Annotated in this window: 23 protein-coding genes; 10 read left to right on the top strand and 13 right to left on the bottom strand. The window is 67.5% G+C overall.

Annotated elements, in window-relative coordinates; translation table 11 throughout:
• Positions 1–351: 351 nt before the first annotated feature.
• On the bottom strand, positions 352–1005 hold the full coding sequence (locus DB30_RS15310; RefSeq protein WP_052549489.1) for a hypothetical protein: 654 nt from the start codon (positions 1003–1005) through the stop codon (positions 352–354).
• Complete coding sequence (gene nadB / locus DB30_RS15305) at positions 1002–2639, bottom strand: L-aspartate oxidase (RefSeq protein WP_052549487.1); 1638 nt, start codon at positions 2637–2639, stop codon at positions 1002–1004. The genes DB30_RS15310 and nadB overlap by 4 nt, the downstream gene beginning before the upstream one ends.
• Positions 2640–2809: 170 nt before the next feature.
• Between nadB and DB30_RS15300 the strand changes: the two genes are divergently transcribed.
• Together DB30_RS15300 and DB30_RS15295 are read left to right on the top strand one after the other, a co-directional pair.
• Complete coding sequence (locus tag DB30_RS15300) at positions 2810–3517, top strand: lytic transglycosylase domain-containing protein (protein WP_052549484.1); 708 nt, start codon at positions 2810–2812, stop codon at positions 3515–3517.
• Between the two features lie 81 nt (positions 3518–3598).
• The gene (locus tag DB30_RS15295) at positions 3599–5038 is read left to right on the top strand and encodes a monooxygenase (RefSeq protein ID WP_052549481.1); all 1440 of its coding nucleotides are present in this window, start codon (positions 3599–3601) and stop codon (positions 5036–5038) included.
• A 63-nt stretch (positions 5039–5101) separates the two neighbouring features.
• On the opposite strand, the gene DB30_RS15290 is transcribed toward DB30_RS15295, so the two are convergent.
• Both DB30_RS15290 and DB30_RS15285 read right to left on the bottom strand, forming a co-directional pair.
• On the bottom strand, positions 5102–5470 hold the full coding sequence (locus DB30_RS15290) for a SpoIIAA family protein (protein ID WP_146659039.1): 369 nt from the start codon (positions 5468–5470) through the stop codon (positions 5102–5104).
• A 24-nt stretch (positions 5471–5494) separates the two neighbouring features.
• A complete protein-coding gene (locus DB30_RS15285) occupies positions 5495–6040 on the bottom strand; it encodes an STAS domain-containing protein (RefSeq protein ID WP_052549476.1) in 546 nt (181 codons plus the stop codon).
• A 356-nt stretch (positions 6041–6396) separates the two neighbouring features.
• Between DB30_RS15285 and DB30_RS15280 the strand changes: the two genes are divergently transcribed.
• The 3 genes from DB30_RS15280 to DB30_RS15270 all read left to right on the top strand — a co-directional run bounded on the left by DB30_RS15280 (position 6397) and on the right by DB30_RS15270 (position 8218).
• Positions 6397–7125: a hypothetical protein gene (locus DB30_RS15280; protein WP_052549474.1), complete on the top strand. Its 729-nt coding sequence runs from the start codon at positions 6397–6399 to the stop codon at positions 7123–7125.
• Positions 7122–7793: a CDP-diacylglycerol--glycerol-3-phosphate 3-phosphatidyltransferase gene (pgsA, locus tag DB30_RS15275; protein ID WP_146659035.1), complete on the top strand. Its 672-nt coding sequence runs from the start codon at positions 7122–7124 to the stop codon at positions 7791–7793. The genes DB30_RS15280 and pgsA overlap by 4 nt, the downstream gene beginning before the upstream one ends.
• 110 nt (positions 7794–7903) lie before the next feature.
• Positions 7904–8218, top strand: a complete 315-nt coding sequence (locus DB30_RS15270; protein WP_052549472.1) for a polyhydroxyalkanoic acid system family protein — start codon at positions 7904–7906, stop codon at positions 8216–8218.
• A 40-nt stretch (positions 8219–8258) separates the two neighbouring features.
• On the opposite strand, the gene lspA is transcribed toward DB30_RS15270, so the two are convergent.
• The 7 genes from lspA to prfA all read right to left on the bottom strand — a co-directional run bounded on the left by lspA (position 8259) and on the right by prfA (position 15553).
• Complete coding sequence (lspA, locus tag DB30_RS15265; RefSeq protein WP_052549470.1) at positions 8259–8960, bottom strand: signal peptidase II; 702 nt, start codon at positions 8958–8960, stop codon at positions 8259–8261.
• Between the two features lie 100 nt (positions 8961–9060).
• Positions 9061–9732, bottom strand: a complete 672-nt coding sequence (locus DB30_RS15260) for a signal peptidase II (RefSeq protein WP_052549468.1) — start codon at positions 9730–9732, stop codon at positions 9061–9063.
• Positions 9733–9785: 53 nt separating this feature from the next.
• Positions 9786–10760, bottom strand: a complete 975-nt coding sequence (locus tag DB30_RS15255; protein ID WP_052549465.1) for a hypothetical protein — start codon at positions 10758–10760, stop codon at positions 9786–9788.
• 73 nt (positions 10761–10833) lie between these two features.
• Positions 10834–11901 (bottom strand): hypothetical protein, encoded by a 1068-nt coding sequence (locus DB30_RS15250; protein ID WP_052549461.1) that lies wholly within the window; start codon positions 11899–11901, stop codon positions 10834–10836.
• A 235-nt stretch (positions 11902–12136) separates the two neighbouring features.
• A complete protein-coding gene (gene tyrS / locus DB30_RS15245; RefSeq protein WP_146659033.1) occupies positions 12137–13420 on the bottom strand; it encodes a tyrosine--tRNA ligase in 1284 nt (427 codons plus the stop codon).
• A gap of 733 nt (positions 13421–14153) precedes the next feature.
• Positions 14154–14474, bottom strand: coding sequence for a cell division protein ZapA (locus tag DB30_RS15240; RefSeq protein ID WP_052549459.1), 321 nt, complete (start codon positions 14472–14474; stop codon positions 14154–14156).
• Positions 14475–14476: 2 nt separating this feature from the next.
• Positions 14477–15553: a peptide chain release factor 1 gene (prfA, locus tag DB30_RS15235; protein WP_052549519.1), complete on the bottom strand. Its 1077-nt coding sequence runs from the start codon at positions 15551–15553 to the stop codon at positions 14477–14479.
• Between the two features lie 129 nt (positions 15554–15682).
• Here prfA and DB30_RS15230 point away from each other — a divergent pair, with 129 nt between their 5' ends.
• The 5 genes from DB30_RS15230 (at position 15683) to DB30_RS15205 (ending at position 22009) form a co-directional block, all read left to right on the top strand.
• A complete protein-coding gene (locus tag DB30_RS15230) occupies positions 15683–17155 on the top strand; it encodes a hypothetical protein (RefSeq protein ID WP_052549457.1) in 1473 nt (490 codons plus the stop codon).
• 292 nt (positions 17156–17447) lie between these two features.
• Complete coding sequence (locus DB30_RS15225) at positions 17448–18083, top strand: UPF0158 family protein (RefSeq protein WP_052549456.1); 636 nt, start codon at positions 17448–17450, stop codon at positions 18081–18083.
• Positions 18080–19105 carry a DUF429 domain-containing protein gene (locus DB30_RS15220; protein ID WP_146659027.1) on the top strand — a complete coding sequence of 342 codons (1026 nt, stop codon included), beginning with the start codon at positions 18080–18082 and terminating at the stop codon, positions 19103–19105. Before DB30_RS15225 ends, DB30_RS15220 begins: the two co-directional genes overlap by 4 nt.
• A gap of 123 nt (positions 19106–19228) precedes the next feature.
• Positions 19229–19936 (top strand): hypothetical protein, encoded by a 708-nt coding sequence (locus DB30_RS41455; protein ID WP_205632989.1) that lies wholly within the window; start codon positions 19229–19231, stop codon positions 19934–19936.
• 153 nt (positions 19937–20089) lie between these two features.
• The gene (locus DB30_RS15205; protein ID WP_165703777.1) at positions 20090–22009 is read left to right on the top strand and encodes an ATP-binding protein; all 1920 of its coding nucleotides are present in this window, start codon (positions 20090–20092) and stop codon (positions 22007–22009) included.
• Between the two features lie 375 nt (positions 22010–22384).
• Here DB30_RS15205 and DB30_RS15200 read toward each other — a convergent pair whose 3' ends face one another.
• Positions 22385–23374 (bottom strand): glutathione S-transferase family protein, encoded by a 990-nt coding sequence (locus DB30_RS15200; RefSeq protein ID WP_052549449.1) that lies wholly within the window; start codon positions 23372–23374, stop codon positions 22385–22387.
• A gap of 33 nt (positions 23375–23407) precedes the next feature.
• On the bottom strand, positions 23408–25354 hold the full coding sequence (locus DB30_RS15195) for a hypothetical protein (RefSeq protein ID WP_052549447.1): 1947 nt from the start codon (positions 25352–25354) through the stop codon (positions 23408–23410).
• Positions 25355–25364 lie beyond the last annotated feature (10 nt).

Here is a 25364-nt window from a genome sequence, read left to right as displayed (position 1 = left end):
GGATCCCGTGCTGGCAAGGCTGCGCAAGCCGCGCCTTTGCGCGCAAATGAGGCATGATCGCCCCGACAGCCCCGATTTGCTCAAACATCCTGTAGTGCGCTCGTCCACGGCACAAACGTTGTTCTGGACGACCTTTGCGCCGCGGATGTCTTAGGAAATCCGGCAGATATTAGCTCGGAGGCGGGGATAGTGTCCAGACGGCGGGCGAGCGCAGGCCGTGAGGCTGGGGACTTTCGCGGCGCTTGACGAGGGCGAATATGTATTTCTGACCGATCGGTAGGCGGGGACCGCGGCTCAGGTCAGCCCCTCGAGAGGCGAGGTTCATCCGTTCGCGCGGGCGCCGACGCGTCTTTAGCGGATCTCGGACACGCGCCAGCCCTGCGAGGTTTGCTCGAAGGTGATCGCGCCGGCTGCGTAGCGCAGCACCGCGCGGGCGTTGTCGGCCGAGTAGCTGATCGATCCCGGCTCCTCGAGCGCGGCCTCGATCGCGTCGGCGCGCGCGGTCCAGTCTTCACCAAGCAGCTCGAGCAGCTCGGTTGCGAGCACGCGCTCGAGCTGGACGGTCGAGACCGCTCGCAGCGCGGCGATCAGGGCCCGCGCGGTCGCGGCGGGGGTCGAGGTGTCGGGGATCCCGGGCAGCCCATCGACGACCAAGAAGCCGACGCTGGTGTGGGTCCAGTGCAGCAACACGCCCCCTTCGTGGGTGGTCGTGCCGGTCAACACGGGCGTCTCGCGGTCTTCGTCGATGGAATTGAGGGCCGCGAGCGCAGCCTTGTGCTGCTTGTTGTTCTTGGCCCAGCGCTCGCGGAATTTGGCGGGGTCGGTCCGGGCTTGGACGTCGGGGGCGAGCAGGGCGTAGGCGGCGTCGGGGTCGTCGGCTCGCAGCGCGGCCGCGTAGGCGTCGCGCAGGCCCTCGGGGTTGCGCTTGGCACCGGCGGCGCAAGCGGTCGCGCCAGCCATCAGCAGGGCGACCGCGAGCAAAGAAGATCGCGTGAGCAGGTTCATGGTCCGTCTTGGCGGGTGAAGATCGTCTCCCGAGCTTGGCCGGGGTCGGTCTGCGGGTAGTCCAGAGTGTAGTGCAGGCCACGGCTCTCTCGCCGCCGCGAGGCGCTCTCGACCATGAGGTAGCCGACGAGGGCGATCGAGCGCAGCTCGAGCACGTCGCGCGTGAGCCGGTAGTGCCAGTAGTACTCGCGGATCTCTTGATGAAGGATCTCGAGCCGACGTCGGGCCCGGGCCAGGCGCTTGTCGGAGCGGACAATGCCGACGTAGTTCCACATCAGCGCGCGCACCTCTTCCCAGTTGGCGGTGACCATCACGGCCTCGCCCGAGTCGACGGCGTCGCCCTCGTTCCACGCTTCTACTTTGCGCGGTGGGGTGACGCCGAACTCGTCGCAGACCTCGGCGGCGCCCGCGGCGAGCACCACGGCCTCGAGCAGCGAGTTGCTCGCGAGGCGGCAGGCGCCGTGCATCCCGCTCATCGCGACCTCGCCGATCGCCAGGAGCCCGGGGATCGCGGTGCGGCCCCAGGGATCCACGACCACGCCGCCGCAGGTGTAGTGCGCGGCGGGTACCACCGGGATCGGGACCTTGCGCATGTCGATGCCCAGCGCAGTGCAGCGGGCATGGATCGCCGGGAATCGATCGACGATGAAGTCGTGATCGAGGTGCGTCATGTCCAGCAGCACGTTGTTGGCCCCGCTGCGCTTGAGCTCGGCGTCGATCTCTCGGGCGACCACGTCGCGCGGTGCCAGGCTGCCCATTGGATGCCGCGACTGCATGAGATCCTGGCCGCCGATCGTGCGCAGGATCCCGCCCTCGCCGCGCAGCGCCTCTGAGATCAGGAAGCTCTTGGCGTCGGGGTGGAACAGGATCGTCGGGTGGAACTGCATGAACTCGAGGTTTCCGACCTCGGCGCCAATGCGGTACGCCATTGCGATCCCGTCGCCCGTCGCGATGTGGGGGTTGGAGGTGTAGCGGTAGACCTTGCCCGCGCCGCCGGTTGCGAGCACGGTCACCGGCGAGACAAACGCGAGCACCCGGTCGTTGACGATGTCCAGGGCGTAGCAGCCGAAGCAGCCACGATCCTGCGAGCCGGCTTCGAGGTGGGCGAAGCTGAGCAGATCGATGACGTCGTGGTGCTCGAGGATCTGGATGTTGGGGTGGCGCTCGACGGCCTCGATCAGCGCCCGCTCGATCTCGGCGCCGGTCATGTCGCGGTGGTGGACCACGCGGCGGCTGGAGTGGCCGCCCTCGCGGCCAAGCTCGAAGGGCGAGCTTGGGTCGTTGCCCGAGCGATCGAACTGCACGCCAAATTGTTCGGCGAGCCTGACCACGATCCCTGGCCCGTGCTCGACGGCCCGCCGGACCATGGCCTCGCGACACAGCCCCGCCCCAACGGCCAGGGTGTCGGCGACGTGGGCATCGAGGCTGTCCTCGGGCGAGAACACCGCCGAGATCCCGCCTTGGGCCCAGCGGGTGTTCGACGACTCGCGCCGGTGCTTGGTCAAGATCGTGACGCTGCGGCGATCGGCGACCTGCAGCGCGAAGTACAAGCCCGCGAGGCCGCTGCCGAGCACCAGCGTGTCGGTGTGATGGACGTGGGGCGCGTTCGACACGGGCTCGGGGGGAGGGGGCATCCCTGGAGTGCGAGGATGCCCGTGGGGCCAGACAATATCGGTTTGTCCCAGTCCGGTGTAGGGCTGTTTGTTCGGCGAGCGGCGGCGGTGCTGTTAGAGTGGCGTGGATGCGCGCGCGAAGCTGTTTGAGGGCGATCGGTACACGCTCATCCGCGGGCCGGTGTTGGCGCTTGGCCGCGGCGGGCCTCAGCTTGGGCGCCGTCGTCCTGCTCGCGAGTCCCGCGCAGGTCGACGCGGGCAAGCCCAACCCCAACAGCAACAACTACTTCAAGTACACCGACGAGGACGGCGTCCTCCACATCACCAACCGCCCGCGCGGCAAGAACGGCGACTGGAAGCTCTACAAGAGCATCGCCGCCAACCGCACGAACCTCGCCGAGATCCCCCGCGGACCAGGCAGCGCGGGCGCTGCGAACCTCGCGCTCGACAGCGAGAAGGCCCACCGCTACGACGCGTACATCCGCGGCGCGGCCCGTCGCTACCAGCTCCCCGAGTCGTTCGTGCGCGCGGTCATCCACACCGAGAGCCGCTACAACCCCAACGCGGTGAGCCGGGCTGGCGCCATGGGCCTGATGCAGCTGATGCCGGGCACCGCCAAGTTCCTTGGGGTCCCGCAGCCCTTTGATCCGCGTCAGAACATCTACGGCGGCTGCAAGCTGCTGCGGCTGCTAGCCAACCGCTTCAACGGTGACATGGTGCTGGTCGCGGCCGGCTACAACGCCGGCGCGGGCGCGGTCGTGAAGTACAACGGGGTGCCGCCCTATGTAGAGACCCGGGCCTACGTCAAAGGCGTGCTGCGTCGCTACTACGCGTACGAGCGTCAGTCCCAGCTCGGCGGCGGCGAGCTCCGCCGCGGGCCGGCCCGCAACATCTTGTAGTCACTGGCGGCCAAGACTGGTTTTCGGTCGGTGGCCGGCGCGAGTCATATACGCGCGCCCGAGTGCCTGGTATCACGGGTCATGTCGACCAAGGCACCCCTGTTTGTGACGTTGCTCGGGCTGTCACTCGTGGCGCTGCCCGCGTGTGGGGATGGCGGCGGCGGCGACGAGCTTGGCGATCCCGACACGACGACCGGCGACGGCGATCCGACCACGGGCGACGGCGACGGCGATCCAACCACGGGCGACGGCGACGGCGATCCAAGCGCGGCGCTGAGCTACTGGAGCGACGCCAAGCCGATCCTCGACCAGTATTGCGTCACGTGCCACCTCGAAGGGGGCATTGGTCCGTTCGCGCTCGAGACTTGGGCGCAAGTTCAGGAGCTCGCGCCGATCTTGCCGCCGTCGATCGGGGATCTGAGCATGCCGCCGTGGCCGCCCAACCCGGACTGCAACAGCTTCGAGGGGGATCGCAGCCTGCCTGTCGAGGCCCGCGAGGTGCTGTTGGCGTGGATCGACGCCGGGTACCCGGAGGGGGACGCCGCCAACGCGACGCCCGATCCGACGCCGCCAGAGCCGTTCGTGTCCGACTTCACCCTGCAGATCCCCGAGGTCTACACCCCAACCGCGACGCCCGATGACTATCGCTGCTTCATGGTGCCGTGGCCCGAGGATCTGACCGAGCCGGTGTATGTGACCGGGCAGGTCGTGTACCCGGACCAGCTCGAGCTGGTTCACCACGTGATCAGCTTCGTCGCCGACGCGGAGCAGGCCAGCTTCTACCACGACCTCGACGACGCCGAGCCCGGGCCTGGCTACGAGTGCTTTGGTGGCCCCGGCAAGCTCGACTGGACCGCGCGCTGGCTCGGTGACTGGGTGCCTGGGATGGACGCGTGGCGGGCCCCAGAGGGCACGGGGATCAAGGTCGAGCCTGGCTCGTGGCTGATCGTCCAGGTCCACTACAGCACGATCGGGCAGCAGCTGGGTCCAGATCAAACCACGCTGGGCTTTCAGATCACCGACACGGTCGAGCGGCCTGGCACCTTCGTGCCGGTCACCGACTACAGGTGGCCATTTGGGATCTCGCCCATGACGATCCCAGCCGGTGACGCCAACGTTCACCACGCCGCCACGCTGCCACGGGAGGGTGACTTCTTCGCGTACACGCTTGCCGTGCTCGGCGTTGGCCCGGCCGAAGAGATCGACATCTGGCGCAGCGCGCTGCACATGCACTTGATCGGCACCCACGCGAAATTGTCGATCTTGCCCAGCGAGGGCGGCGAGGACTGCCTGCTGCAGATCGACGACTGGGACTTCAATTGGCAGGGTGACTACATGCACCAGCAGCCGCGCAGCTTCGGGGCAGGCGACTCCATGCAGCTCGACTGCTACTACGACAACACCGAGGCCAACCAGCCCATGATCAACGGCGAGCCCAAGCAGCCCGAGACCATTGGGTGGGGCGACGGCACCTACGACGAGATGTGCCTCGGGGTCGTGTATGCGGCCCGCAAGCTGTGACGCCCGGATCTGGACAATCTGGACAATCTGGACAATCTGATCAGCGCGCCCTTGGGGGCCCATTCAGGCGCTGACGTGGCTCTCTAGCCACGCCATCGCCTCGGTCTCGCTCGTGAACATGCGCAGCACGGCGCCGCTGGAATTGGCGAAGCGCAGCATCAGGTTGATCGCCGCGCGAACGATCGGGCTGGTCACGATCGCCGCGACGGCCGTGAAGTCTTCGTGAACGGTCGGAAAGAACTTGCGGACCTCGGGCGAGTATTCGGTGCCTTTGGCGACCCGCGAGAGCACCAGCCCGCGGTGGTGGCGGGCGCCCGGCGCGATCAAGGCGGCGAACGCATGACCGTCCGCTAGCGAGACTTGGCCAGACGCGTGGATACAGAGGTAGGGAACACCGCTGGGGCTGACGGCATCTTCGAATTCTAACGGCATGGTGCTCTCGTCTTGGTGTGGTGATTAGGGGGGCGCGGTGAAATGCCTGGTGTCGCCTCGCTTGACCGTTTTCTCGGCCAGCACCAACGCGAGCGCGTCCGAGACCCGGCTCAGGGACCTGAAGTGGGCGGCCTCGACGCCAAGCTCGACGATCTGGCGGGCGCCCCGAGCACTGATCCCGGTGACGAAGCACGCAGCGCCGATGAGACGCAGGGACCGGATCATTCGCAGCAGCGCCGTCAAGGTCTGGGTCTCGACCCGATCGACGCCCGTGAGATCGAGGATGACGTGGGTGGCTCGCTCTGCGGTCACGCGGGCGAGCAGCGTGGCGCTGATGTGGCTCGCCCGCTCGGAGTCAATGGGGCCGATCAGCGGGAGCGCGAGCACGCCCGGCCAGACCACGATGATCGGGGTCGAGAGCGCGGCGACGAGCGCGGCGGACTGGGCGGCGATCTGCTTGGCGCCTGCGATGATCTCTTCGCGCTGGGCCTCGTTCTCCTTGCGCCGAACGAGCAGCTCTTCGAGCAGGAAGTTGATGCCGACCTCCATCTCGAGAAACTCGTCGTCCACATCCTCGAGCGGGATACGGACGCTGTAGTTGCCTTCTGACGCCGCAACGAGACTTCGAAGAACGCGCTCAATGCGGAGTGAATCGACGCCCACGATAGGATTCTATACCCAGGACGCGCGATCTTGGCTTTATCGTACGTACGTATGAGGCGCGAGGGCTCGGTCGAGCTGGCCCGTCGCAGCTGACAATGGGTGGTGTCGAACGGTGTCAGCCTCGCCCCAGACCCTCCGCCCCGAGCCCGTCACATGACCGACCGGCCGCACGGGCGAGCTCCCGCTCCCGCTTCGGCCTGACCGCGCGCCGCCGAGAGGGCCGCGTTGCCCACGCACCGGCCCTCGGGTTAGCTTCTGGCCTCGTGACGACCACCGACATCCCCGGCGTGACCAGCTTTGCGTTCAGCCGCCTGCTGACGCCGGAGCCGGGAACGGGCACGCTCTCGCTCACGCGTGATGGTCACCTGCTCGTCAACGTCACCGGTGAGACCATGACGCGAACGGACTCGCTGCTGGTCTGCAGCGAGAACCTGGAGATCCGCCCGCTCAATCGGCGGATGCAGGGTCGCGCCGTCCCAGATGTGTTTCGACGCTTGGCTTCGCTCGAGGGCGAAGGCTATCTGATCATCTCGCGGGAGAACGAGCGCTTCTATCCGCTCCGACTCGAGCGGGATCTGTGCTTCTTTGTCGAGCCGCTGTTGTGGGCGCTCGATGCCACCTTGATGTGGGATGTTGGCATGCTGCCGGGCTCGCGCGACACCAAGGGCATCTCGCTGGTTCGGGTGGCCGGCGAGGGCATGGTCGCGCTGCGGGTGTCGGGTGAGCTGGTCGCGGTCAAGGTCTCGCCCGAGCGGCCGCATCGCGTCCACGCCAGCGGGTTCGTCGGTTGGGTCGGCAACGTTGTCCCCGCCGCCGAGCGGCGCAGCCCGTTTCTGCGCTGCGAGGGCGAGGGCGCGGTGTTCGTGGCGCTCCCGGGTGGGCGCTCGAGGGGCACCGGCCGCCGCGATGACACACTCGAGCTCAGCGACGCCGACTTGGTCGAGGTCGAGGAGCCTGGTCGCGTCTCGGATTGGGTCAGGGAGCCCGATTGAGCGGCGCCAACCCACAGCGCAAGTCGGGCCGGACCCGGCGACGGCCCCGGCTCGAGGGCTTCAAGCGCGAGATCCTCAACCTCCCCAACATGATCACGATTGGGCGGATCCTGATGATCCCGCCGATCTTGATGCTGGTCGACAAGACCGACCCGTTCAAGGGCGTGGTGGCGATGGCGCTGTTCCTGATCGCCGGCGGCCTCGACGTGCTCGATGGCTGGCTGGCGCGCCGACGCGGATTGGTGACCTTCTTCGGAAAGTTCGCCGACCCGCTCGCCGACAAGATCATGGTCATGGCGCTGCTGGTCTATCTGTGCGCCGAGGGCCGAATGCCGCCGTGGCTGATCGCGGTCCTGCTGGGTCGTGAATTTTACATCTCGGGGCTCCGAACCATCGCGATCAACGAAGGCATCGAGATCACCGCCGGGGCTGGCGGCAAGGCCAAGACCAGCTTTCAGGTGATCGGGATCGCCTGCGTGCTGATCTACTTCCCGTATCTCGCGCCGTGGGGCGGGTGGCTGCGCTTCTATGAGATCGGGATGCTGCTGCTGTACGTGTCGGCGGTGTTGTCGGTGTGGAGCGCCTTCAGCTACACCAAGGGCTTCATCGACGCGCTCGCGGGCAAGACCGAAGAGGTCAGCGCGGACGACGACGACCCCAACGAGTGAAGCGCCAGTGAGCAGAGCCATGCGCACCTGGGCCGACCCACACAGACGGCACCAGGGGCAAGGACAGGCCGTTTGCGACCGCGGATCGGGGCGCCTAGACTCTCGGCCCCGTGACACACGACATCCCGCACGACCTCGACTTCGCCCTCGCCAAGCTCGCCGCCGACAAGGCCGCGCTCGCCTACAAAGAACGCTTCGCCGAGTACGAGTACAGCTACAAGTGGGTCAACGAGTCGCGGGTCGAGCTGGGCTTCACCGTGCTCGGCAAGCGCCTCGCGGGCGTGATGACGGTCAAGGCCAAGAAGCTCGAGCTCGAGCTCGACGTGCCGATGCTGTTCCGCCCGTTTCGCGGCAAGGCGCTCGAGATCATCGAGAAAGAGGCGCGGATGTGGCTGCAGAAGGCCAAGAACGGCGAGCTGAGCTGAGCTGAGCCCGCCCGCCGAGCCGGGCCGCCCGCCGAGCACTCTAGGCGGGTGCCGGCGTGGCCAGCTCGCCCTCGTCCTCTTCGCTCTCGGCCGCTTCGCTCTTCTCATCCTCTTCTTCGTCTTCGTCTTCGGCCGCGGCCCCGTCCGCCTTGGCCGGCGCGCCGTCCTTGGCGTCAGCTAGCTCGCCCTCGGCGCCGTGGTAGTGCAGGAAGATCAACAGCAGCGCGACGCCGCACACCAGCGCCGTGTCGGCGACGTTGAAGATCGGCCAGTAGCTGTCTTGCTTCCACGGGTAGTAGAACTGCAAGAAGTCGATGACGCCATGGCGCTCGACGAACTCGCCGTTCATCCACACGGGCATGACCCGCACGAACCGGTCATGCAGGTTGCCGGCGGCCCCCGCAGCGATCAGCCCGACCGCGATGAACCCGTACACGCGCGAGGTGGGCATCTTCCAGGCCAACCAACCCATGTAGCCGAGCGCCAGGAAGGTGACCGTGATGAAGAAGTAGCGAGCCCAAGACTCGTCACGCAAGAAGCTGAACGCGGAGCCGGTGTTGAACCCAAACTTCAAGTAGAAGAAGTGCTCGATCACCTCGACGGACGGGCCGTCCTTGAGGTGCTCCCACGCCCAGGCCTTGGACCACAGATCCAAACCGATGGCGACGGCGAACACAATCGCGACGACGAGCAGGCGGCTGTTTCGCGAGGGCTCCGGGGGCTGGGGCTTGTCCGGGCTCATGGAGCGCGGAGGTTAGCTGCATTAACCCGCTACAGCCATCGGGTGTCGGGTCCGCGGGGATGCGCGTGGGGTGGGGAATCTCGCGGGCGGATGCGCGGGCTCACGCGCTAGGAAGCTCGAGGCCAGGCGTGTCGCGCGAGCGGGGTTGGCGGGCCAGATAAATCAAGAACAGGGCCACGCCGATGACGAGGCACACGTCGGCGATGTTGAAGGTCGGCCAGCGGCGGGTGGGCCAGTAGTAGACGACGATGAAGTCGACCACGCCGTGGCGCGGGACATCGACGTAGTTTCGCGGGCGCAGCAGCGCCTGGGCCAGCTCGGTGGGGTGCTCCGTGATCAGCCAAAATGGGAGGTGGTCGCCAAACCTGACGCGGACTGTGTCGAGCCGGAGCAGCCGGTCGATCAGGTTGCCGAGCGCGCCGCTGGCCATCAGCGTCAAACCAAGGGTGCCGCCGTAGGCCACGCGGGGTGAGGTCAGACTCCCCGGCAGCCGCCACGTGAGCGCGGCCATGTACGCCAGCGCGAGCACGGTCGTGACGATGAAGAAGGTCCTCGCGGCTGGGTGATCCGCGAACATGCCAAACGCAGAGCCCGTGTTGAACGCGTAGTCGAACACCAGCGCGCCGTCGATCACGGGCTTGGCCGGCTGCTCGCGCAAGCTGGTGACAGCCCACTGCTTGGACCACTGATCCAGCGCCAGGCTGAGCACGAACACCAGCGCGGCGACGCTCAGGCGGCGCGCGTGGGGGGTGTGGGTGGTTGAGTCGCTCATGGCAGCGCGGACGCGAGCGCTGAGGTGTACCTACCCACGCTCGCCGCTGCGCGTCAAAATTGGCCGGCGACGCCCAGCGTGACGCCCTCCTTCGAGGGCACGATCGAGGGCACGATCGTGGGGACCAAGGGGATCGACTGGCCCGGCGGGCGACCGACGATGCTGGGGGCTCGCCGACGCCAGCCGCCGGTCTCGCGGTAGTGACTCAGGCGCTTGGCGCCGATCGCCAGCATGACGGGGCCGCCGACCGCGGATAGCGTGATCGACGTGGCCACCATCGTCACGCTCAGCGCGCTCGAGACCGACCCCAGCGAGAGCCCGACCGGCACGAGGGGAGCCGCGGAGAACAGCGCCAGCATCCCACCCGTGATCAGGCCGTCGCCTTGAGGCAGCGCTATCACGCGGTGACGTTGGGCCCAGCGCTGCAGCTGGTAGTTGCGATATCCACCGACGCTCAGCGCGATGGCCCCGTAGAGCGAGATCCCTGCTGTGGCGATTGCGATCGAGGTGACTTGCGGCTTCGTGTTGCTACCGGGCGCCGCGCCTGTGCGAGCCATCCACACGAAGTAGCCGCCGGCGAGGGCGGCCAGGGGCAGCGCGGAGCCGCCGGACACCAGCAGCCAATTGCCGCTCGGCGGCGCGCGGTCTGGGTCGCGGCGCTCTTCGATGGTTTCAGGTCGGGCCGCGAGCGGATCCTGGGTGGGCTCGAGCTCGGGCGCTGACGCTGCTGGTGGCGGCACGGCGAACTCGATCCCCGAAGTTGGCTCGGGGTCGATCGACGGCGGCGGCACGGGCGGCAGCTCGGCGTCGTCTTGCGATTCGGGATCCGGCGCGAGCCGGGGCCCCTCGACCGGCGCAGGTGGCGAACCGTCGAGCCTGGGTGGCGGGACCGCCCACGCGATTCGCTGCCCGCGGTGAGCCAGTCCATGAAGGCGTCCGCAAGCGGCCGAGAAGCCCTCGCCCGAGCTGAGAGCAGAGAGGCTCAGCGTCACCGCGAACAGGATTGTTCTGCGCACGGCGGCTGGCATGTGCCGAGGATACTGGATCGGCGCCACGCCCGGCGCGGTTTCGTTAGGCCGCGTCTGCTCAGGGCGCGTCCGCTCAGGCTTCGTCGCCCAGTTCGTGACCCAGTTCAGTGCCCAGTTCGGTGCCGTGTTCGTCGCCCAGCGTGCGGTGGCGAAGCAGATCGAAGAGCGCGGGTCGCCGACGGCTGGGCCAGCTGTCGGGGCCCTGGGTCAGCGCCCGCCGGCCGCGAGACACTCGTTGATCCATGGCCTGGCGGCTGAGCCCATCGAGGGCGACCGGGCGGTTTGCCTGCAAGTCCAAGAGCTCGACCCGATCTTCGCCCAGCAAGCCAGCCAGCGCGTTCTCCAGCAACACGGACTCGGCCAGCCGAAGCTCGCGCAGGGCGGCCCGCAGGCGCGCGCGCATGCGCAGGGTCTCGCGCTCGTCCTCACCGACCATGCGCAGCGCCTCGGCCCGATCGGCGGCGTCGCGAGCGAGCGCGACGTTGCTCGCCGCGACCATGACCGGCAGCGGGCGCATGTCCTCTTCGGTCAGCGCCGGCTCGAGCAGCATCGCCTCGACCTCGGTCCACGCGATCTCGTCAACGGCTTGCTCGTCGCCGCCGAGCGACTCGAACTCGGTCGAGCTCCACGTGGTGACCAGCAACTGCAGGCGCACCGACTCGAACAGCAACAGCTCGCTCAGCGCGGCCTGCAATTGCTCGGGGCCGTCTCCTGCGCTGGCAGGATCGGCCCCAAATGCGCGCGCGAACAGATCGGTGTGAAGGCTGGACAGGCGCCCGGCGACGGCCTGCGACTGGGCTTGCAGCTCGGCGGCCTTGCGGGCGCTCTTGGGCTTGGCCGAAGGTGACAGCCTGCGCTCGACCGCTTCGCCGCCGATCGCGGCGACCCAGGGCTGCAGCTCTCGCGGGATCTCGACGAGCAGGGCGTCGCGCAGGCCTTCGTGAAATTCAATCAGGTGGGGGAAGCGCGGGTCGTGGACGGCGACATCGAGGTTCACACCCCGCATCCGTGCGTCGAGGGCCTCGATGGCGACCTGCTCGAGCTCGTCTTTGAGGAGCGAGAGGTCGACGCCGGCTCCCGCACCGGCCCCCTCATGAGTCGGGAGCGCGCGGACGACCGTGGACGTAATCGAAGGATCCATGCAGGCAGAGATTTCTAAGTCGGCAATCGCAGGGCGCAAGGGCGGCGCGCAAATCGGGCTCGCAGGCGGCCTTGGCAGCGCGCTGAGGGCCGGCGGGTCGTTGGGACAGTCACGTGAACCCGAGTACGGGGGGCACGCCGACATGTTTCGGGCACGAGACCGCGCGCGAGCGTGTGAGCTAAGGGGCGCTCGTCTCGACCGTCGCGCCCCCGCTCAGCTCCGGCTGGGGACCGCCTCACTTCAGCTTCACGCGGAAGCGCTTCTTGCGGCCGATCTGCAGACGCAGGCCATCGTCGCCGCAGCGCGCGGGCGTGATCAGCTCGGCGTGATCGACCGCCGGCTCGCCGTCGATCTTGACCGCCCCAGACTTGATGCGCTCACGAGCATCACGCTTGGACTTGAACCCCCCGATGCTCTCGTGAACGACCAGATCGATCAGCCGCAGCTCCGGCACGTCGATCTCGATGCACGGCAACGCGCTCCAGTCTTCGCCGCTGCCAAACGCTTGGACCGTGGCCCGGCGGGCCCGCTCGGCCTCGTCTTCGCCATGCAGCAGCTTGGTCGCCTCGAACGCCAGCGTGTCCTTGGCCTGCTTGAGCGCGGCGCCCTCGTGGCGAGCGAGCTCCGTGATCTGCTCGAGCGGGAGCTCGGTGAACAGCCGCAGCAGCATCTCTACGTCGCGGTCGTGGCAGTTGATCCAGTACTGGAAGTAGTCGAAGGGCGAGCACAGCTCGGGGTCGAGCCACACCGCGCCCTTGGCGGTCTTGCCCATCTTGCTGCCGTCGGCGGTGATCAGCAGCGGGTAGGTCAGGCAGTGGGCCGTGTCGGGCCGATCGCTCTCGTCTTGCTCCGCGCCGACCCGACGGATCAGCTCGACGCCCGAGATCATGTTGCCCCACTGATCCGCGCCGCCCACTTGCAGGCTGCAGTCGAACTCGCGGTGCAGGTGCAGGAAGTCGTAGGCCTGCAGCAGCTGGTAGTTGAACTCGAGGAACGACAGCGGTTGCTCGGACTCGAGCCGCTCGCGGTAGGTCTTGGCCGCGATCATGCGGTTGACCGTGAAGTGCCGGCCGATGTCACGGATGAACTCGATGTAGCGCAGGCCCGACAGCCAGTCGTTGTTGTCGATCACCTGCGCGTCGTTGGGCGCGCCGCTGTCGAAGTGCAGAAACCGGGCGAACTGCCGCTGCAGCGAAGCGAGGTTGCTGCCGATCTGCTGATCGTCGAGCATCTTGCGGGTCTCGCTGCGGCCCGAAGGATCTCCGACCCGGGCGGTCGCGCCACCAAGCAGCATCAGCGGTCGGTGACCGTGACGCTGCAGGTGCCGGGCGGCCATGATCGTCAGCAGGCTGCCCGCGTGCAACGACGCCGCGGTTGGATCGTAGCCGTTGTAAAAGGTCACCATCCCGGCCTGCATCGCGGCGTCGATCGCTGCGAGATCGGACGCAGCCTCGAAGAAGCCGCGCTCGATCAGGACCCGGAGTGCGGGAGACTGAGGTTGCTCGCTGGGGGCGGGCATTTGCTGGAGTCTACGGGATGTTCATCCGCCAGTCGCCCCGGACATCGCCCGAGGAGCGAAGTGACCCGACGCGCCAGCGGCTGCGGTCGGCGAAGTCCAAGCTCCCATGGGTGTCATAGCCGACCACGTAAATGGAGAGCCCCCCACCCAGCTCCAGGTGCCCAGACAAGGGCCCCCTTCGAGGGGGCCACACATGCGGATGCGAACAAACGGCCCGTTGGGAGCGAGCGAAGCGAGTGACCCCGAGGTGCGAAGGCGGCTGTGGGGGTCATAATCGACCACGTAAATGGAGAGGCACCCACCCAACGCCAGGTGGTCAGACGAGAGCCCCCTTCTAGGGGGCCAATCATGCCCCTGCGAACAAACGGCCCCTTGGGAGCGAGCGAAGCGAGTGACCGCGAAGTGCGAAGGCGGCTGTGGGGGTCATAATCGACCACGTAAATGAAGAGCCCCCCACCCAGCTCCAGGTGCCCAGACGAGAGCCCCCTTCTAGGGGGCCAATCATGCCCCTGCGAACAAACGGCCCCTTGGGAGCGAGCGAAGCGAGTGACCGCGAAGTGCGAAGGCGGCTGTGGGGGTCATAATCGACCACGTAAATGAAGAGCCCCCCACCCAGCTCCAGGTGCCCAGACGAGAGCCCCCTTCTAGGGGGCCAATCATGCCCCTGCGAACAAACGGCCCCTTGGGAGCGAGCGAAGCGAGTGACCCCGAGGTGCGAAGGCGGCTGTGGGGGTCATGAGGCGCTCGGATCACCGGACTCGAGCGCGTTTAGCTGGGCCTCGTGGGCCGCGAACGCGGCCTCGAGCCCCGCGAGCCGGGCTTCGACGCGGGCCCGGTAGCGCTGGCGCAGATCCTTCTCACGAAACAACTCGTCGGCGATCTGCATCGCGACCAGCAGCGCGACGCGCTGCAGCGAGAAGCTGCGCCGGCTCCCGCTCAGCTCGCGCAGGTGGGCGTCGACGTAGTCGGCCAGCTCTTGGACATACTCGGGGCCCTCGTCGCTGCGGATCGACAGCGTCTGCCCAGCGATCTCGACGTTGACCGACTGCTTCAACGTCAGCCCCCGGCCATCTCGCTCATGCGCGCGGCCTCTTCGTCTTGGCGCAGGCTGGCGAGGATGTCGTCGATGTCGCCGTCCATGAAGCCCGAGAGGTTGTGCCGGGTCACGCCAATGCGGTGGTCGGTGACACGGTCCTGCGGATAGTTGTAGGTGCGGATCTTCTCGGAGCGATCGCCGGTGCCGATCTGCTGGCGGCGATTGGCGGCGCGCTCGGTCTCGGCCTTCTCGATCTCGATCTCGAGCAGCTTCGAGCGCAGCCGCTGCAGGGCCAGCTCGCGGTTCTTGATCTGCGACTTTTCTTGGTCACAGCGGACCGCGATGCCGGTTGGACCGTGGACCACGCGGACCGCGGAGTCGGTGGTGTTGACGTGCTGGCCGCCCGAGCCGCTCGAGCGCATCGCCGTGAATTCGAGGTCGCTTGGATCGATGTGGATGTCGATCTCTTCGGCCTCGGGCATCACGGCGACGGTCGCGGTCGAGGTGTGAATCCGGCCCTGTGACTCGGTCGCTGGGACCCGCTGGACCCGATGCACGCCGCGCTCGTACTTGAGCTTGGCGTAGACGTCACGACCGCAGACCCGGCCGCTGACCTCTTTGAAGCCGCCCGCCGAGTTCTCCGAGAACTCGACCTGGTCGATCGTGAGGTTGTGGCGCTCCGCGTAGCGGTTGTACATGCGCCACAGATCCGCGACGAACAGGCCGGCCTCGTCGCCCCCGGGTCCGGCGCGGATCTCGAGGATCGAGTTCTTGCCGTCGTTTGGATCCTTGGGCGTGAGCCGCTTCATCAGCTCGGCGGTGGTGTCCGACACGCTCTGCTCGAGCTCGCGGATGTCGTCCTGGGCGAGCTCGCGCATGTCGGGGTCGTCGAGCAGCTCGCGGGCTTGTTCGAGCTGCTGCTCGAACTCGAGCAGGCGCGCGAACGCCATGGCGACGGCGCTCAGGTCGACGTGCTCGCGCGACAGCTCGAGGAAGCGCCGCTTGTCAGCCATGATCCCGGGGTCGCAGATCATTTCGCTGAGCTCCTCGTGACGCTCGGCGATGCTTTCTATCTTGGCGCGAAGCTTGGGTTGCATGGCGAGCGCGGCTCCTGGCCCGCAGGTCGCCATGCTTAGCATCGCGTCCACACCCCAGCAACGGGGGTCCAGGGCCGGGCTCGCCCGATCATTGCCTCGCGAGATAGGGCCGGGTATGACTCATGCGCCATGGGCGACGAGCGTCGTTGGGCCGCGCGCTATCAGTTCCTCGAGCAGCTGTGGCGCGGGCGTAATCGGATTGTCTGCGACCGCGAACTCGAGGGGGTGCTGCACGCGGGCATCGAGGGGCCGCTCGCGGTCCTGCTGGCGGAGCTGATCCCGGGCGACGGCGGCGACGCCAGTGCGTGGGTCGCCCTTCATAATGATCGGCGGGCGGCCAGCTTCGCCCGCGCGCACAGCGGGACCGTGTTCATCGGGCTCGACGACGCGGTCGAGCTCGCGAGCGAGGAAGACTGGAAGGTCGCCCTGCTCAACCTCGACGACACCGACCCAGGCTCGATCGAGGCCTTGCTGGAGATCCTTGGCGAGCGCGCCGAGGACGACCCAACCCGCAGCGTGATCCTGACCCGCAGCTGCGGTCACGACGAAGACGAGACCTACGAACAGCTGGCCGGGCTGGTCGAGGAGCTGTTCGGGGACGGACGCATCTATGGGCTCACGCGGCCGGGCATGGTCGCGTTCTATGATTTTGGCCCCATCCTCGAGCTTGGCGACGGCGACGGCGATGGCGACGGCGATGGGGGCAGCGGGGGCGAGGCGGATCCCGAAGTCGGGATCGAGGTCGACAACACGCTGGGCACGCCCACTCCTCGGTTCGAAGCGTTCATCGCGGTCATTGGCGGGAGCTCGCCGGGCGAGGGGGTGACCTTCGTCGAGCTCCCCAGCGCGACGCCCGACGGACCGCGTGAGATCGCGGGGCCCGGCAGCGCGCGGGCCGAGACCGAGGAGATCGCGGCCCTTCGCGCCCAGCTCGCCGAGGCTCAGCGCCGAACGGACATGCACGCGATCGAGCGTCAGGCGCAGCTCGAACAGCTCGAGCAGGCCGAAGATCGGATTGCGAGCTTGGGCGACGCGCTCCGCGAGGCGAATCAGTCGCGGACGGACGCTGACAAAGTTGGGGCGCTGGACAAAGTTGGGGCGCTGATCGGGGCGCTCGCGGGTGGGCCCGCTCCAGAGCTGGGCGAGCTCGTTGGCGGGGATGGCCCGCGGCTCGACGAAGCCCTGGCGCGCGAGCAGTCACTGCGCTGGGAGCTCGAGCGCGTCCGCGGTGAACTCGAGCACGTGCGTGCCCGGCCCGTCGAGCTGCTCGAGGCCGAAGTCGCCAGCTTGCGGGCCCAGCTCGAGCGCGCCGAGCTCGAGCTCGAGGACCACGACGAGCAGATCGAGCGACTCGAGCAACTGCACGCGGAGGGAGCCGAGGGTGAGCTGGGCGGCGGAGCCGAGCTCGGTCCCGGGTCGCTCTACGGTCCCGGCGAGCCGCTTGGCCAGCCTGACAGCGACGGTCCGACACCTGCGCAGGCGCGCGAGTGGATGCAGGCCAAGGCCAAGCTCGAACATCTGCTGCGCAAGCTCGAGCGAGGTGGCCGGCTCTCGGCGCTGGCACTGCACCGCGAGCTATCCAGCTTGCGCCGCTCGCTCTGAGGGCGACCGCGCCACTTGTTCAGAGGTCGTGGCCCTTGGGTCGAGCGGCGGACTTCGCTCCAAAATCGGTCGAACTCAGCGGTTTTGGCGCGAGCGTGCTTGCCCGCCCTCTTGGACAGGATCTATGCTGGCCGGGCGCGGACTGATCCGCGCAGCACCGACCCGCCGCCTGACCAGCGGCTGACCACAACACCGAGCATCCCCCCGCTGGCTCTGTGAGCCGGCACTCAGGCCCCTGTCTGACCAACTTGGGTTCGTCCGCTCGGCAATTCGAGGAAGAAGAAGATTAAACATGCGTGTCGATCCCTCTGCATCCAAACCTGATTGGTCTGCGCTCGAGACCGCTTTCGAGCACAACGCCCCCGAGACCCACAGCTACCTCGATCTCGAGACTGGCCAAGTCGCGACGATCGTCGACAGCCGGCCCGAGGACGATGAAAAGCGCCTGTCGATCCGGCGCAACCCCGCGGGCTTCGTCCACCTCGATCCCGCCTCTTCGCGCGAGCAGTACCGCTGGATGGAGCGCTTCGTCGCCTCCGTCGAAGACAAGGCGCTGCGCGACCGGTTGGTCCTCGCGATCGATGGCAAGGGCGCGTTTCGCCGGTTCAAAGACGTGTTGTTGTCGTACCCCGTCGAGCGAGATCGCTGGTTTAGCTATCGCGCGACCTTGCTGCACATCTACATCAATAGTTGGTTGCGCACGAAGGACATCGCGCTTGGCGAGAACCCGCCGTGGGGAAGCCCCGACCAGCCAACCGAGCCCGACGTCCCGCTAGAAAAGCCGGTTGGGCGTCGCGGCGAGGGGCCCACAGAGACCCTGCGCAGCAAGGCCAAAGATCTCGTCGAGCAGCTGCCTGCGCTGGAGCTCCCGGCTGCGATCGCCTACCTGCGCTTCTTGGCCGAGCGAATGCCCTCGGTCCACGAGTGAGCTCACCGCTGACACCCGCGGCACCGCGTCCAACAACCGGCGCCCGAGCGGGATTTCGCCGGTTCGTTGGCGTGAGCTTGGGCGGCGGACGAGGCAAGACCACCGCCGTCGCCCGACTCGAGCTCGACGGTGTCGGCGCGCCGAAGATCACGCTGGCCGAGGCGCGCGCGCGCTGGGGCCAGCGCGGCGGCGGTGAGGTCGAAGAGGGGGACGACGCCGAGGCGCCGTTTCGTGACGAGGTGTTGCTGCGCTGGGTCGACCGGTGGGTTGATGAGCACACGGTCACGGCGATCGACGCGCCGCTGACGCTGCCGCCCTGCGTCCGCTGTCAATTGCAGTGTCCCGGGATCGAGGCCTGCACGGTTCCGGTCGTCGCGTGGATGCGGCGGCACGGCGGCTATCTGGTGATCCGCACGGGCCGCAGCGACCCAGGTAAGCCCGCCATCACGCCCTACACCCAGCGTGCGACGGAGCTGCTGCTCGAGCGCGCCACGCTCGCGCCGCGCGAGTCGCTGGGACAGGGCATGGGGCCACTCGCCGCCCGGGCAGCGTACCTGCGCCGGGCCCTGTCCCCGCGGTTGCGCCTCAACGAGAACTTGCTCGAGGTTCACCCGCGCGCGACCTTGATTCGGCTGTTTGGGCCTCGCCAGGAGCGACGGACCCGTCACGGCTCGGATCCGCAGACTTGGGAGCGGCGAACGGCCGTGCTCGAGGCGCTTGGCCGGCTCGTCGAGGGCCTCGAGTTCGACCGGGTCTGGCCCGATCTCGTCGTTCGCAATGTTCACGTGTTCCACGCGGTGGTGTCCGCTTTTACTGCTTACTTTTGGGCCCGCGAGGGCTGGACCGGACCGGACGACTTGCTGGAACCCGACGCGGTCGAATGCGGTGGTTCGGCATCTGGACCGGCCGAAGCGCCCGCCCACGACCACGTCGCGCAGCCCGAGCGGCTCGCCCGAGCCGTCGATGAATTGGGTGACCTGTGGCTCGAAGACGGCTGGATTTGGGCGCCTCCGCGCCGTTGAGGTGGCTTACGTAGTTCCGCTTGGGGTGTCGTCGCAGAAAATGGTGCTGCGAGATCGACTGAACACCCGGTGGTCCAGGTGGTACTGTGTGTGAGATCCAACCTACCTGGAGCGGACTTGGTCATGTCAAAGCGCGTCATTCAACTCAGTGTCACTTCAATCTTGTTCTCGTTGCCCGCGCTCAGCTGTACGAGCGGTGACGACGATGGTGGCCTGTCATTCGGGTCGTTCTCGACACAAGCGACCTTCAATGGCTCGGCGGACAATGGCCAAGAAGAAGAGACCGAGAGCTCTGGCAACGGTGACGGTGACGGTGACGGTGACGGTGACGGTGACGGCGATCCGACCACCACCAGCGGCGACGGCGACGGTGATCCCAGCGGCGATGGTGACGCTGACACGAGCTGTCCGCCCGGCGACTTTGGCTGTCCTTGCAACAACGGTCAGTGCGCTCCGGGGCTCGTCTGCGAGAACGGCGAGTGCACGCTCGGGGGTGGGGACGGCGACGGCGACGGTGACGGCGACGGCGATCCAACGACAACTGGCGGCGGCGCGGATCCATGGGATCCAAACATGTGCGCCATGCCCAGCATCCCGGTGTCGATCAACGGGATCACGGGCGACCTTTGCTCGGCACCATGTGCCATTGACGCGGACTGCCCGGCGGGCCCGCTCGGTACCAACCCGGTGTGCGGGCTGATCCTCGAGGGCGCGATGGACCCGGATCACTGCGCGCTAGTCTGCGATCCGCTCAACGACAGCTGCTCGCCTGGGTCAACGTGCAAGGAGATTCCAGAGCAGCCGGGTGTCGGGATCTGCACGTACCCGTAGAGGTTGGTTGGCGAGCTGGTTGGCGAGCTGGTTGGCGACCGGGGTCGGCGGGCGCTTCCATCGCACGCCAGACGCATGCGCGGCTTCGCGCCGGGGCCGTGGGGCACCGGCGGTGGTATTGTCGGACCACGTGGTCCAAGGGCGCGCGCGACAATGAGGGTAGTCATCGTCGACTCCGACACGGCGCGTCGAAGCGTGCTCGCTCGCGCGCTGCGTGACGAACATGAAGTCAAAGAGCTGGCGACCACGAACGCGTCGCCGCTGAGCGCCGACTTGGCTGAGTTGGCGATCATCGCTTGTGATCAGACCAACGGCGCCGGGCTCGAAGGCGTCGAGATGGTTCGGCGCGAACAGCCACGCTGCTGGATCATCGCGATGGTCGCGAGCGGCGGGCTCGACGGCGCTCGGGCGGCGCTCGGCGCTGGCGCGAACGACTGCGTGACCGCGCCAGTGAGCGCCGCGGCGATCAAGCTCCGAATCGAGGTCGCACGCACCGGGATCAAAGGTGGGACCGAGCCGCCGCGCGCGGTGTTCGACCGCCTGCGGGCATCAGAGCTGACCTTGCGCTCGGTCCTGCAGGCAACGCCCGACGCGATCATCGTCCATCGCGAGGGCCGCTATGTGTACGTCAACCCGGCCGCGGTTCGGCAGCTCGGCCTGACCGACGCCGAGCAGGTGATCGGCACCTCGATCTTCAACTACGTGCTCCCCAGCGAGGTCGCGTCGATCCGGGCCCGGATCGAAGAGATGCTGCGTAGCGGTGAGCCAGCGCCGCCGCGTGACATGCAGCTCGTGCGGCCGGACGGCGAGACCTTCGTGGGCGAGGTCGTGTCGATCACCGCGAGCTTCGACGGCGCGCCCACAGTCATCACGATCATTCGGGACGTCAGCGGGCAGCGGCGGATCCAGAGCCAGATGTTTCTTGCCGATCGCCTCGCCACGGTCGGCACGCTCACCGTTGGCGTCGCCCACGAGATCAACAACCCGCTGTCGTGGGTGATCGGCAACCTGGGCCTGCTGATCGACGAGTTCGACAAACAGGTGCGCATGCGCGAGCTGCCCGGCCACGACATGGCCGCGGTCGCGGCCTCGCGGGCCCGTGTCCGCGAGCTGCTTGGGCGCGCGCAAGAGGGCACCGAGCGGGTTCGTCGGATCGTGCGGGATCTTGGTCGGTTTGGGCGCGCCGACGACGAGGACGGACAGGTCGTCGACGTTCACGCGCTGCTGGACTCGGCGATCGAGATCGCCGACGTGCAGATCCGTCACCGGGCCCGGGTCGAGCGTGAGTATCGCTCGGCCGGCTACGCCCGCGGCGGTGAGGCCCGGCTTGGGCAGGTGTTCCTGAACCTGTTGGTCAACGCGGGCCAGGCGATCGAGTCAGGCTCGCCGCGCGACAACCTGGTCAAGGTCGACACCCGCGATCTCGAAGATGGCCGGGTCGAGATAGCGATCTCCGATACCGGCTGTGGCATGCCCGAGCGGGTCCGCGAGCGGATCTTCGAGCCCTTCTTCACGACCAAGCCGGCCGGCGAAGGTACCGGGATTGGGTTGGCGATCTCGCACAGCATCGTGGCGGCGATGGGCGGCGAGATCGTGGTGGAGAGCGAGGTTGATCGCGGCACGATCTTTCGTGTGCGGCTGGGGTCGGCGCTCGAAGACGTGCCAAGCGTTTCGGCGCGGGTCAGCCACGAGGAGTCGGATGGACACCGCGTGGTCCCTGCGGTGCGGGTGCTCGTTGTCGATGATGAGCCGCTGATCCGCGAGATGGTGTGCGACGCGCTCGCGCAGCATGACGTGACGACAGTGTCGAATGGGCGTGAGGCGCTCGAGCGGATCTTGAACGAGGAGTGGGATCTGATCTTGTGCGACATGGTGTTGCCGGAGTTGTCGGGCTTGGATGTCTATCGGCGGCTCGAGGTGGAGCGGCCGGACGTGCTTGGAAAGCTGGTGTTCATGACCGGGGGGGACTTCTCTCGGAAGGATCTGCGGTTGCCGGGGGGCGCGGAGGTTCGGCGCCTGGAGAAGCCATTTTCGATCAAGGCGCTGCGGTCACTGGTGCGGCGCGGACGGTGAGCTAGTGACCTTGACACCCGATTTCGGTGGTTCGATGTGCTGATCGGGCAGCGCGCACGACCCGTGAGGGTCCCTCCGGGCACGGAGGGCTCAAGACGCGAATTTGCGTTGTCATGGGTCGCTGTCGACGAGGTCGGGCTGTGGCTTCGGTGACGCACTCGCAACGCCCTCTTATTGTGCCCGGAGAGACCCTCACGGGTCGTGCGCGCTGCCCGATCAGCACATCGAACCCCGCACACGCTCAGGCTGCAAATGATCCCCGCTTCGCTCGCTCTCAAGGGGCGTATGTTGTCAGGGGGATGTGTGGCCTCCTCGAAGGGGGCTCTCGTCTGGGCGCCTGGAGTGGGGTGGGTACCTCTCCATTTAGGTGGTCGATTACCCGAAGATTGTCGTGTGGGCGCTGGCGTTGGCGTGGCGATTGTGGGGGCGGTGGAGGTCTTCTAGGTTGGGCCCGATGGGGATGATTCGGTGGGGGTTGATGGTCTCGTGACTCGCGTAATAGTGGCTCTTGATGTGGGTGAAGTTGCAGGTCTGGGCGACGCCGGGGAGCTGGTAGATCTCGCGGACGAAGGCCCATAAATTGGGGTAGTCGATGATGCGCTTGCGGTTGCACTTGAAGTGGGTGTGGTAGACCAGGTCGAAGCGGATCAACGTGGTGAACATGCAGATGTCGGCTTCTGTGATCTGCGGGCCGGCTAGCCAGGGCTGGTCGCCAAGCACGGCTTCGAAGTGGTCGAGGGCCTTGAAGAGCTGGGAGACGGCTTCGTCGTAGGCCTGTTGGGTGGTTGCGAAGCCAGCCCTGTAGACGCCGTTGTTGATCGGGTTGTAGATGGCGTCGATGACCCGCTCGACCTCCTCGAGCAGGTGCGGCGGGGCGAGGTCGACGTCGCGGGTGGCGACGCCGCGAAACTCGTGGTCGAGCATGCGCAGGATCTCGCGGGACTCGTTGTTGACGATCGTGCCAGACGGCTTGTCCCACAGAACCGGCACGGTCACGCGGCCGGTGAACGCGTCGTCGGCGGCGGTGTAGACCTCGCGCAGGTACTGGGAGCCGAGGACCTTGTCGGTGGTCGCGCCCTCGATCTGCGGGTTGAAGCGCCAGCCTTGGTCGCCCATGAAGTGATCGACGACCGACATGTCGATCGCGTGCTCGAGACCTTTGAGCGCACGCATGATGATCACCCGGTGCGCCCACGGGCAGGCCCACGAGACAAAGAGGTGATAGCGGTCAGCGGCGGGTGCGAAGGGGGTGCTGCCGTCGGCTCGCACTTGGTGACGAAAGGTCGCCTCGTCGCGGACGAAACGACCCTCGTCGTCGGGTTGATACCAATCGGTTTTCCACTTGCCGTCGACGAGCAGTCCCATGCGCCACGAGCGTACGTCAACTGTAGGTCGGTGTTACTTTGGCGGGGCCTTCGGCAGCCGCGGCAGGGGAACGACGTTGCGTCCGCCGCGAGCCGGGACGGGCCAGCGCTGCAAGCCTTGCTTGGTCGCAACCACGAACACGAACGAGGGATCGTCGAGGGAGCGGTCGAAGCGAAACAGGACGCGGCTCGGGTGGCCGTTGTCGTCGGCGAGGATCTCTACGCGCAAGCTGGGGTACTCGAGCACGTCGCCGGCCCACAGGGGCTGATCCTCGCGGCGAAAGAACAGCTCACCAGCGGTGTGCATCCACGAGCCTTGCACGACGAACAATTCCAGCGTGTCGTCGGCTGGGCGGGTCGCGACCATTGGAAAGTCGCAACCCAGCGCGAGCGGTCGCCAGGTCGCGGGCATTGGTTGGCCCAGGCTCTGCAACACGTACTCGCCGTAGAGGCCGACAGACTGGCTGGGGCCGTTGAGGATCACGACGTCGCGGCCCTCGAGCGGCTGTGAGAGCAGGTCGCCGGCCGTGAACGCGGCGACGTTGGCGGCCTGCAGCTCGTCGAGATGCCGCAGGTATTCGTTGCCCCAGCGCACGTCGCCGATCGTGTGCAGCCACGCGAGCAGCCCGGCGAAGGGGATCAGCAGCAGCCCGCGCAGCCGCGTGGGCCAGACCGGGGAACCGGCGCCAGACTGCAGAGGAGCGACGCCAGCGCGCCCGAGCAACAGACGCACGCAGGCGACGAGCGCCGCGGCGACGATGGCACAGACCCCAAGCTGCGCGATGATCAGCAGGCGCGAGTGCGGCGGCGCCACGGCGACCGGCAGCATCCCGAGCACGGCGCCCACACCGAGGGCGCGCAGGGCCTTGCGTTCATCCGCGTACCAGGCGTGACGGGCGAGCAGCAACACGACGATCGCGGCCGCGATCCCCCACCACGCCAGCTGCACGTGGGCGCTGTGGTAGTCCTGCATCGTTGGATCGGGTGGGACAAAGGTCTGCTCGAGCTGCGCGGACAGGCCAAAGCGAAACACGTGGATCGTCGCGGCCGGGATCGACCAGAACGCCGAGGCGATCAATTGTGGAATGCGCGTGGTGGCCCACTTGGCGTAGCCGCTTGGGGTGTGGAATGGATCCGCGTAGACCTCGGCGCCGAAGGTGCCGTAGCCGAGCAGCTTGTGGGCGAGCAAGTACAGCAGCACGGGGATCAGCGCGGGCACCAAGCCGCGCAGCCGCTGCCTGGCCTGGCCGTGCCCAACGAATAGCTCCCACGCGCCAAGATAGGCCACGATCCCCAGCCCGTACTCGCCCGCGCTGATGCAGGCGGCCATGAGCACACCCACGAGCAGCCCCCCGCGACGATGCATCCAGGTTGGGGTGTGGGGATCGGGGTCGCGCCACTGCACGTGGGCCCAGACCGTCAAGAACCCAAAGGTCGCGCAGATCAGCACGCAGCGATTGGCCAGCCACGCCAGCGGCGAGACCATGCCGGCGTCACACGCATACAGGACCACCGCCAGCATGGCCACGGACCGCGGCAGCAAGCGCCTGGTTGCGAGGCCAAGCGCGACGATCGAGGCGCCAAACCACAGCATCGAGTGGACGTGCCAGATCACGACCTTGCCGGGCGCGATCGCGTGGTCGAGCCACATGAGCACGCTAGCGAGCGGCCGAAACACCGTGCCGTGGAGCTCGGGCACCGACCACCACGGCGCCGTGCCCTGCTCCACGTGGGCGACCATCAGCTCGCCGCGACGCAAGAACGCGTAGAGATCAAAGGGTGCGTAGTGGGAGCCTGGGTAGGTGCCCGACAGCATGCCCAGCTGCATGAAGTCGTCGCTCATCAGGCCCACGTACACGGCCGACCCGCGCAGCGCGATCCCGATCACCGCGACCACGAGCACGAACGCGAGGTAGCGCTTGTACTCCAGCTGCGAGGGCGGCTGCCGCCGACGGGGGGTCACGTCGGGGCCCAGTTTCATGGACGCCTCA

The organism is Enhygromyxa salina, assembly GCF_000737335.2.
Taxonomy (GTDB): Bacteria; Myxococcota_A; Polyangia; order Nannocystales; family Nannocystaceae; genus Plesiocystis; species Plesiocystis salina_C.
The sequence above is the reverse complement of the archived record's forward strand: the minus strand, read 5'-3'. Positions and strand labels throughout refer to the sequence as shown.

What these genes read in the sequence shown, in the direction of transcription:
- lspA (WP_052549470.1), bottom strand. Translation starts at nt 8,960, where the DNA reads ATGAGCCCGGACAAGCCCCAGCCCCCGGAGCCCTCGCGAAACAGCCGC.
- tyrS (WP_146659033.1), bottom strand. Translation starts at nt 13,420, where the DNA reads ATGCCCGCCCCCAGCGAGCAACCTCAGTCTCCCGCACTCCGGGTCCTG.
- DB30_RS15195 (WP_052549447.1), bottom strand. Translation starts at nt 25,354, where the DNA reads ATGAAACTGGGCCCCGACGTGACCCCCCGTCGGCGGCAGCCGCCCTCG.
- DB30_RS15260 (WP_052549468.1), bottom strand. Translation starts at nt 9,732, where the DNA reads ATGAGCGACTCAACCACCCACACCCCCCACGCGCGCCGCCTGAGCGTC.
- prfA (WP_052549519.1), bottom strand. Translation starts at nt 15,553, where the DNA reads ATGCAACCCAAGCTTCGCGCCAAGATAGAAAGCATCGCCGAGCGTCAC.
- DB30_RS15310 (WP_052549489.1), bottom strand. Translation starts at nt 1,005, where the DNA reads ATGAACCTGCTCACGCGATCTTCTTTGCTCGCGGTCGCCCTGCTGATG.
- DB30_RS15205 (WP_165703777.1), top strand. Translation starts at nt 20,090, where the DNA reads ATGAGGGTAGTCATCGTCGACTCCGACACGGCGCGTCGAAGCGTGCTC.
- DB30_RS41455 (WP_205632989.1), top strand. Translation starts at nt 19,229, where the DNA reads ATGTCAAAGCGCGTCATTCAACTCAGTGTCACTTCAATCTTGTTCTCG.
- DB30_RS15225 (WP_052549456.1), top strand. Translation starts at nt 17,448, where the DNA reads ATGCGTGTCGATCCCTCTGCATCCAAACCTGATTGGTCTGCGCTCGAG.
- DB30_RS15255 (WP_052549465.1), bottom strand. Translation starts at nt 10,760, where the DNA reads ATGCCAGCCGCCGTGCGCAGAACAATCCTGTTCGCGGTGACGCTGAGC.
- DB30_RS15290 (WP_146659039.1), bottom strand. Translation starts at nt 5,470, where the DNA reads ATGCCGTTAGAATTCGAAGATGCCGTCAGCCCCAGCGGTGTTCCCTAC.
- DB30_RS15295 (WP_052549481.1), top strand. Translation starts at nt 3,599, where the DNA reads ATGTCGACCAAGGCACCCCTGTTTGTGACGTTGCTCGGGCTGTCACTC.
- DB30_RS15250 (WP_052549461.1), bottom strand. Translation starts at nt 11,901, where the DNA reads ATGGATCCTTCGATTACGTCCACGGTCGTCCGCGCGCTCCCGACTCAT.
- DB30_RS15230 (WP_052549457.1), top strand. Translation starts at nt 15,683, where the DNA reads ATGGGCGACGAGCGTCGTTGGGCCGCGCGCTATCAGTTCCTCGAGCAG.
- nadB (WP_052549487.1), bottom strand. Translation starts at nt 2,639, where the DNA reads ATGCCCCCTCCCCCCGAGCCCGTGTCGAACGCGCCCCACGTCCATCAC.
- DB30_RS15200 (WP_052549449.1), bottom strand. Translation starts at nt 23,374, where the DNA reads ATGGGACTGCTCGTCGACGGCAAGTGGAAAACCGATTGGTATCAACCC.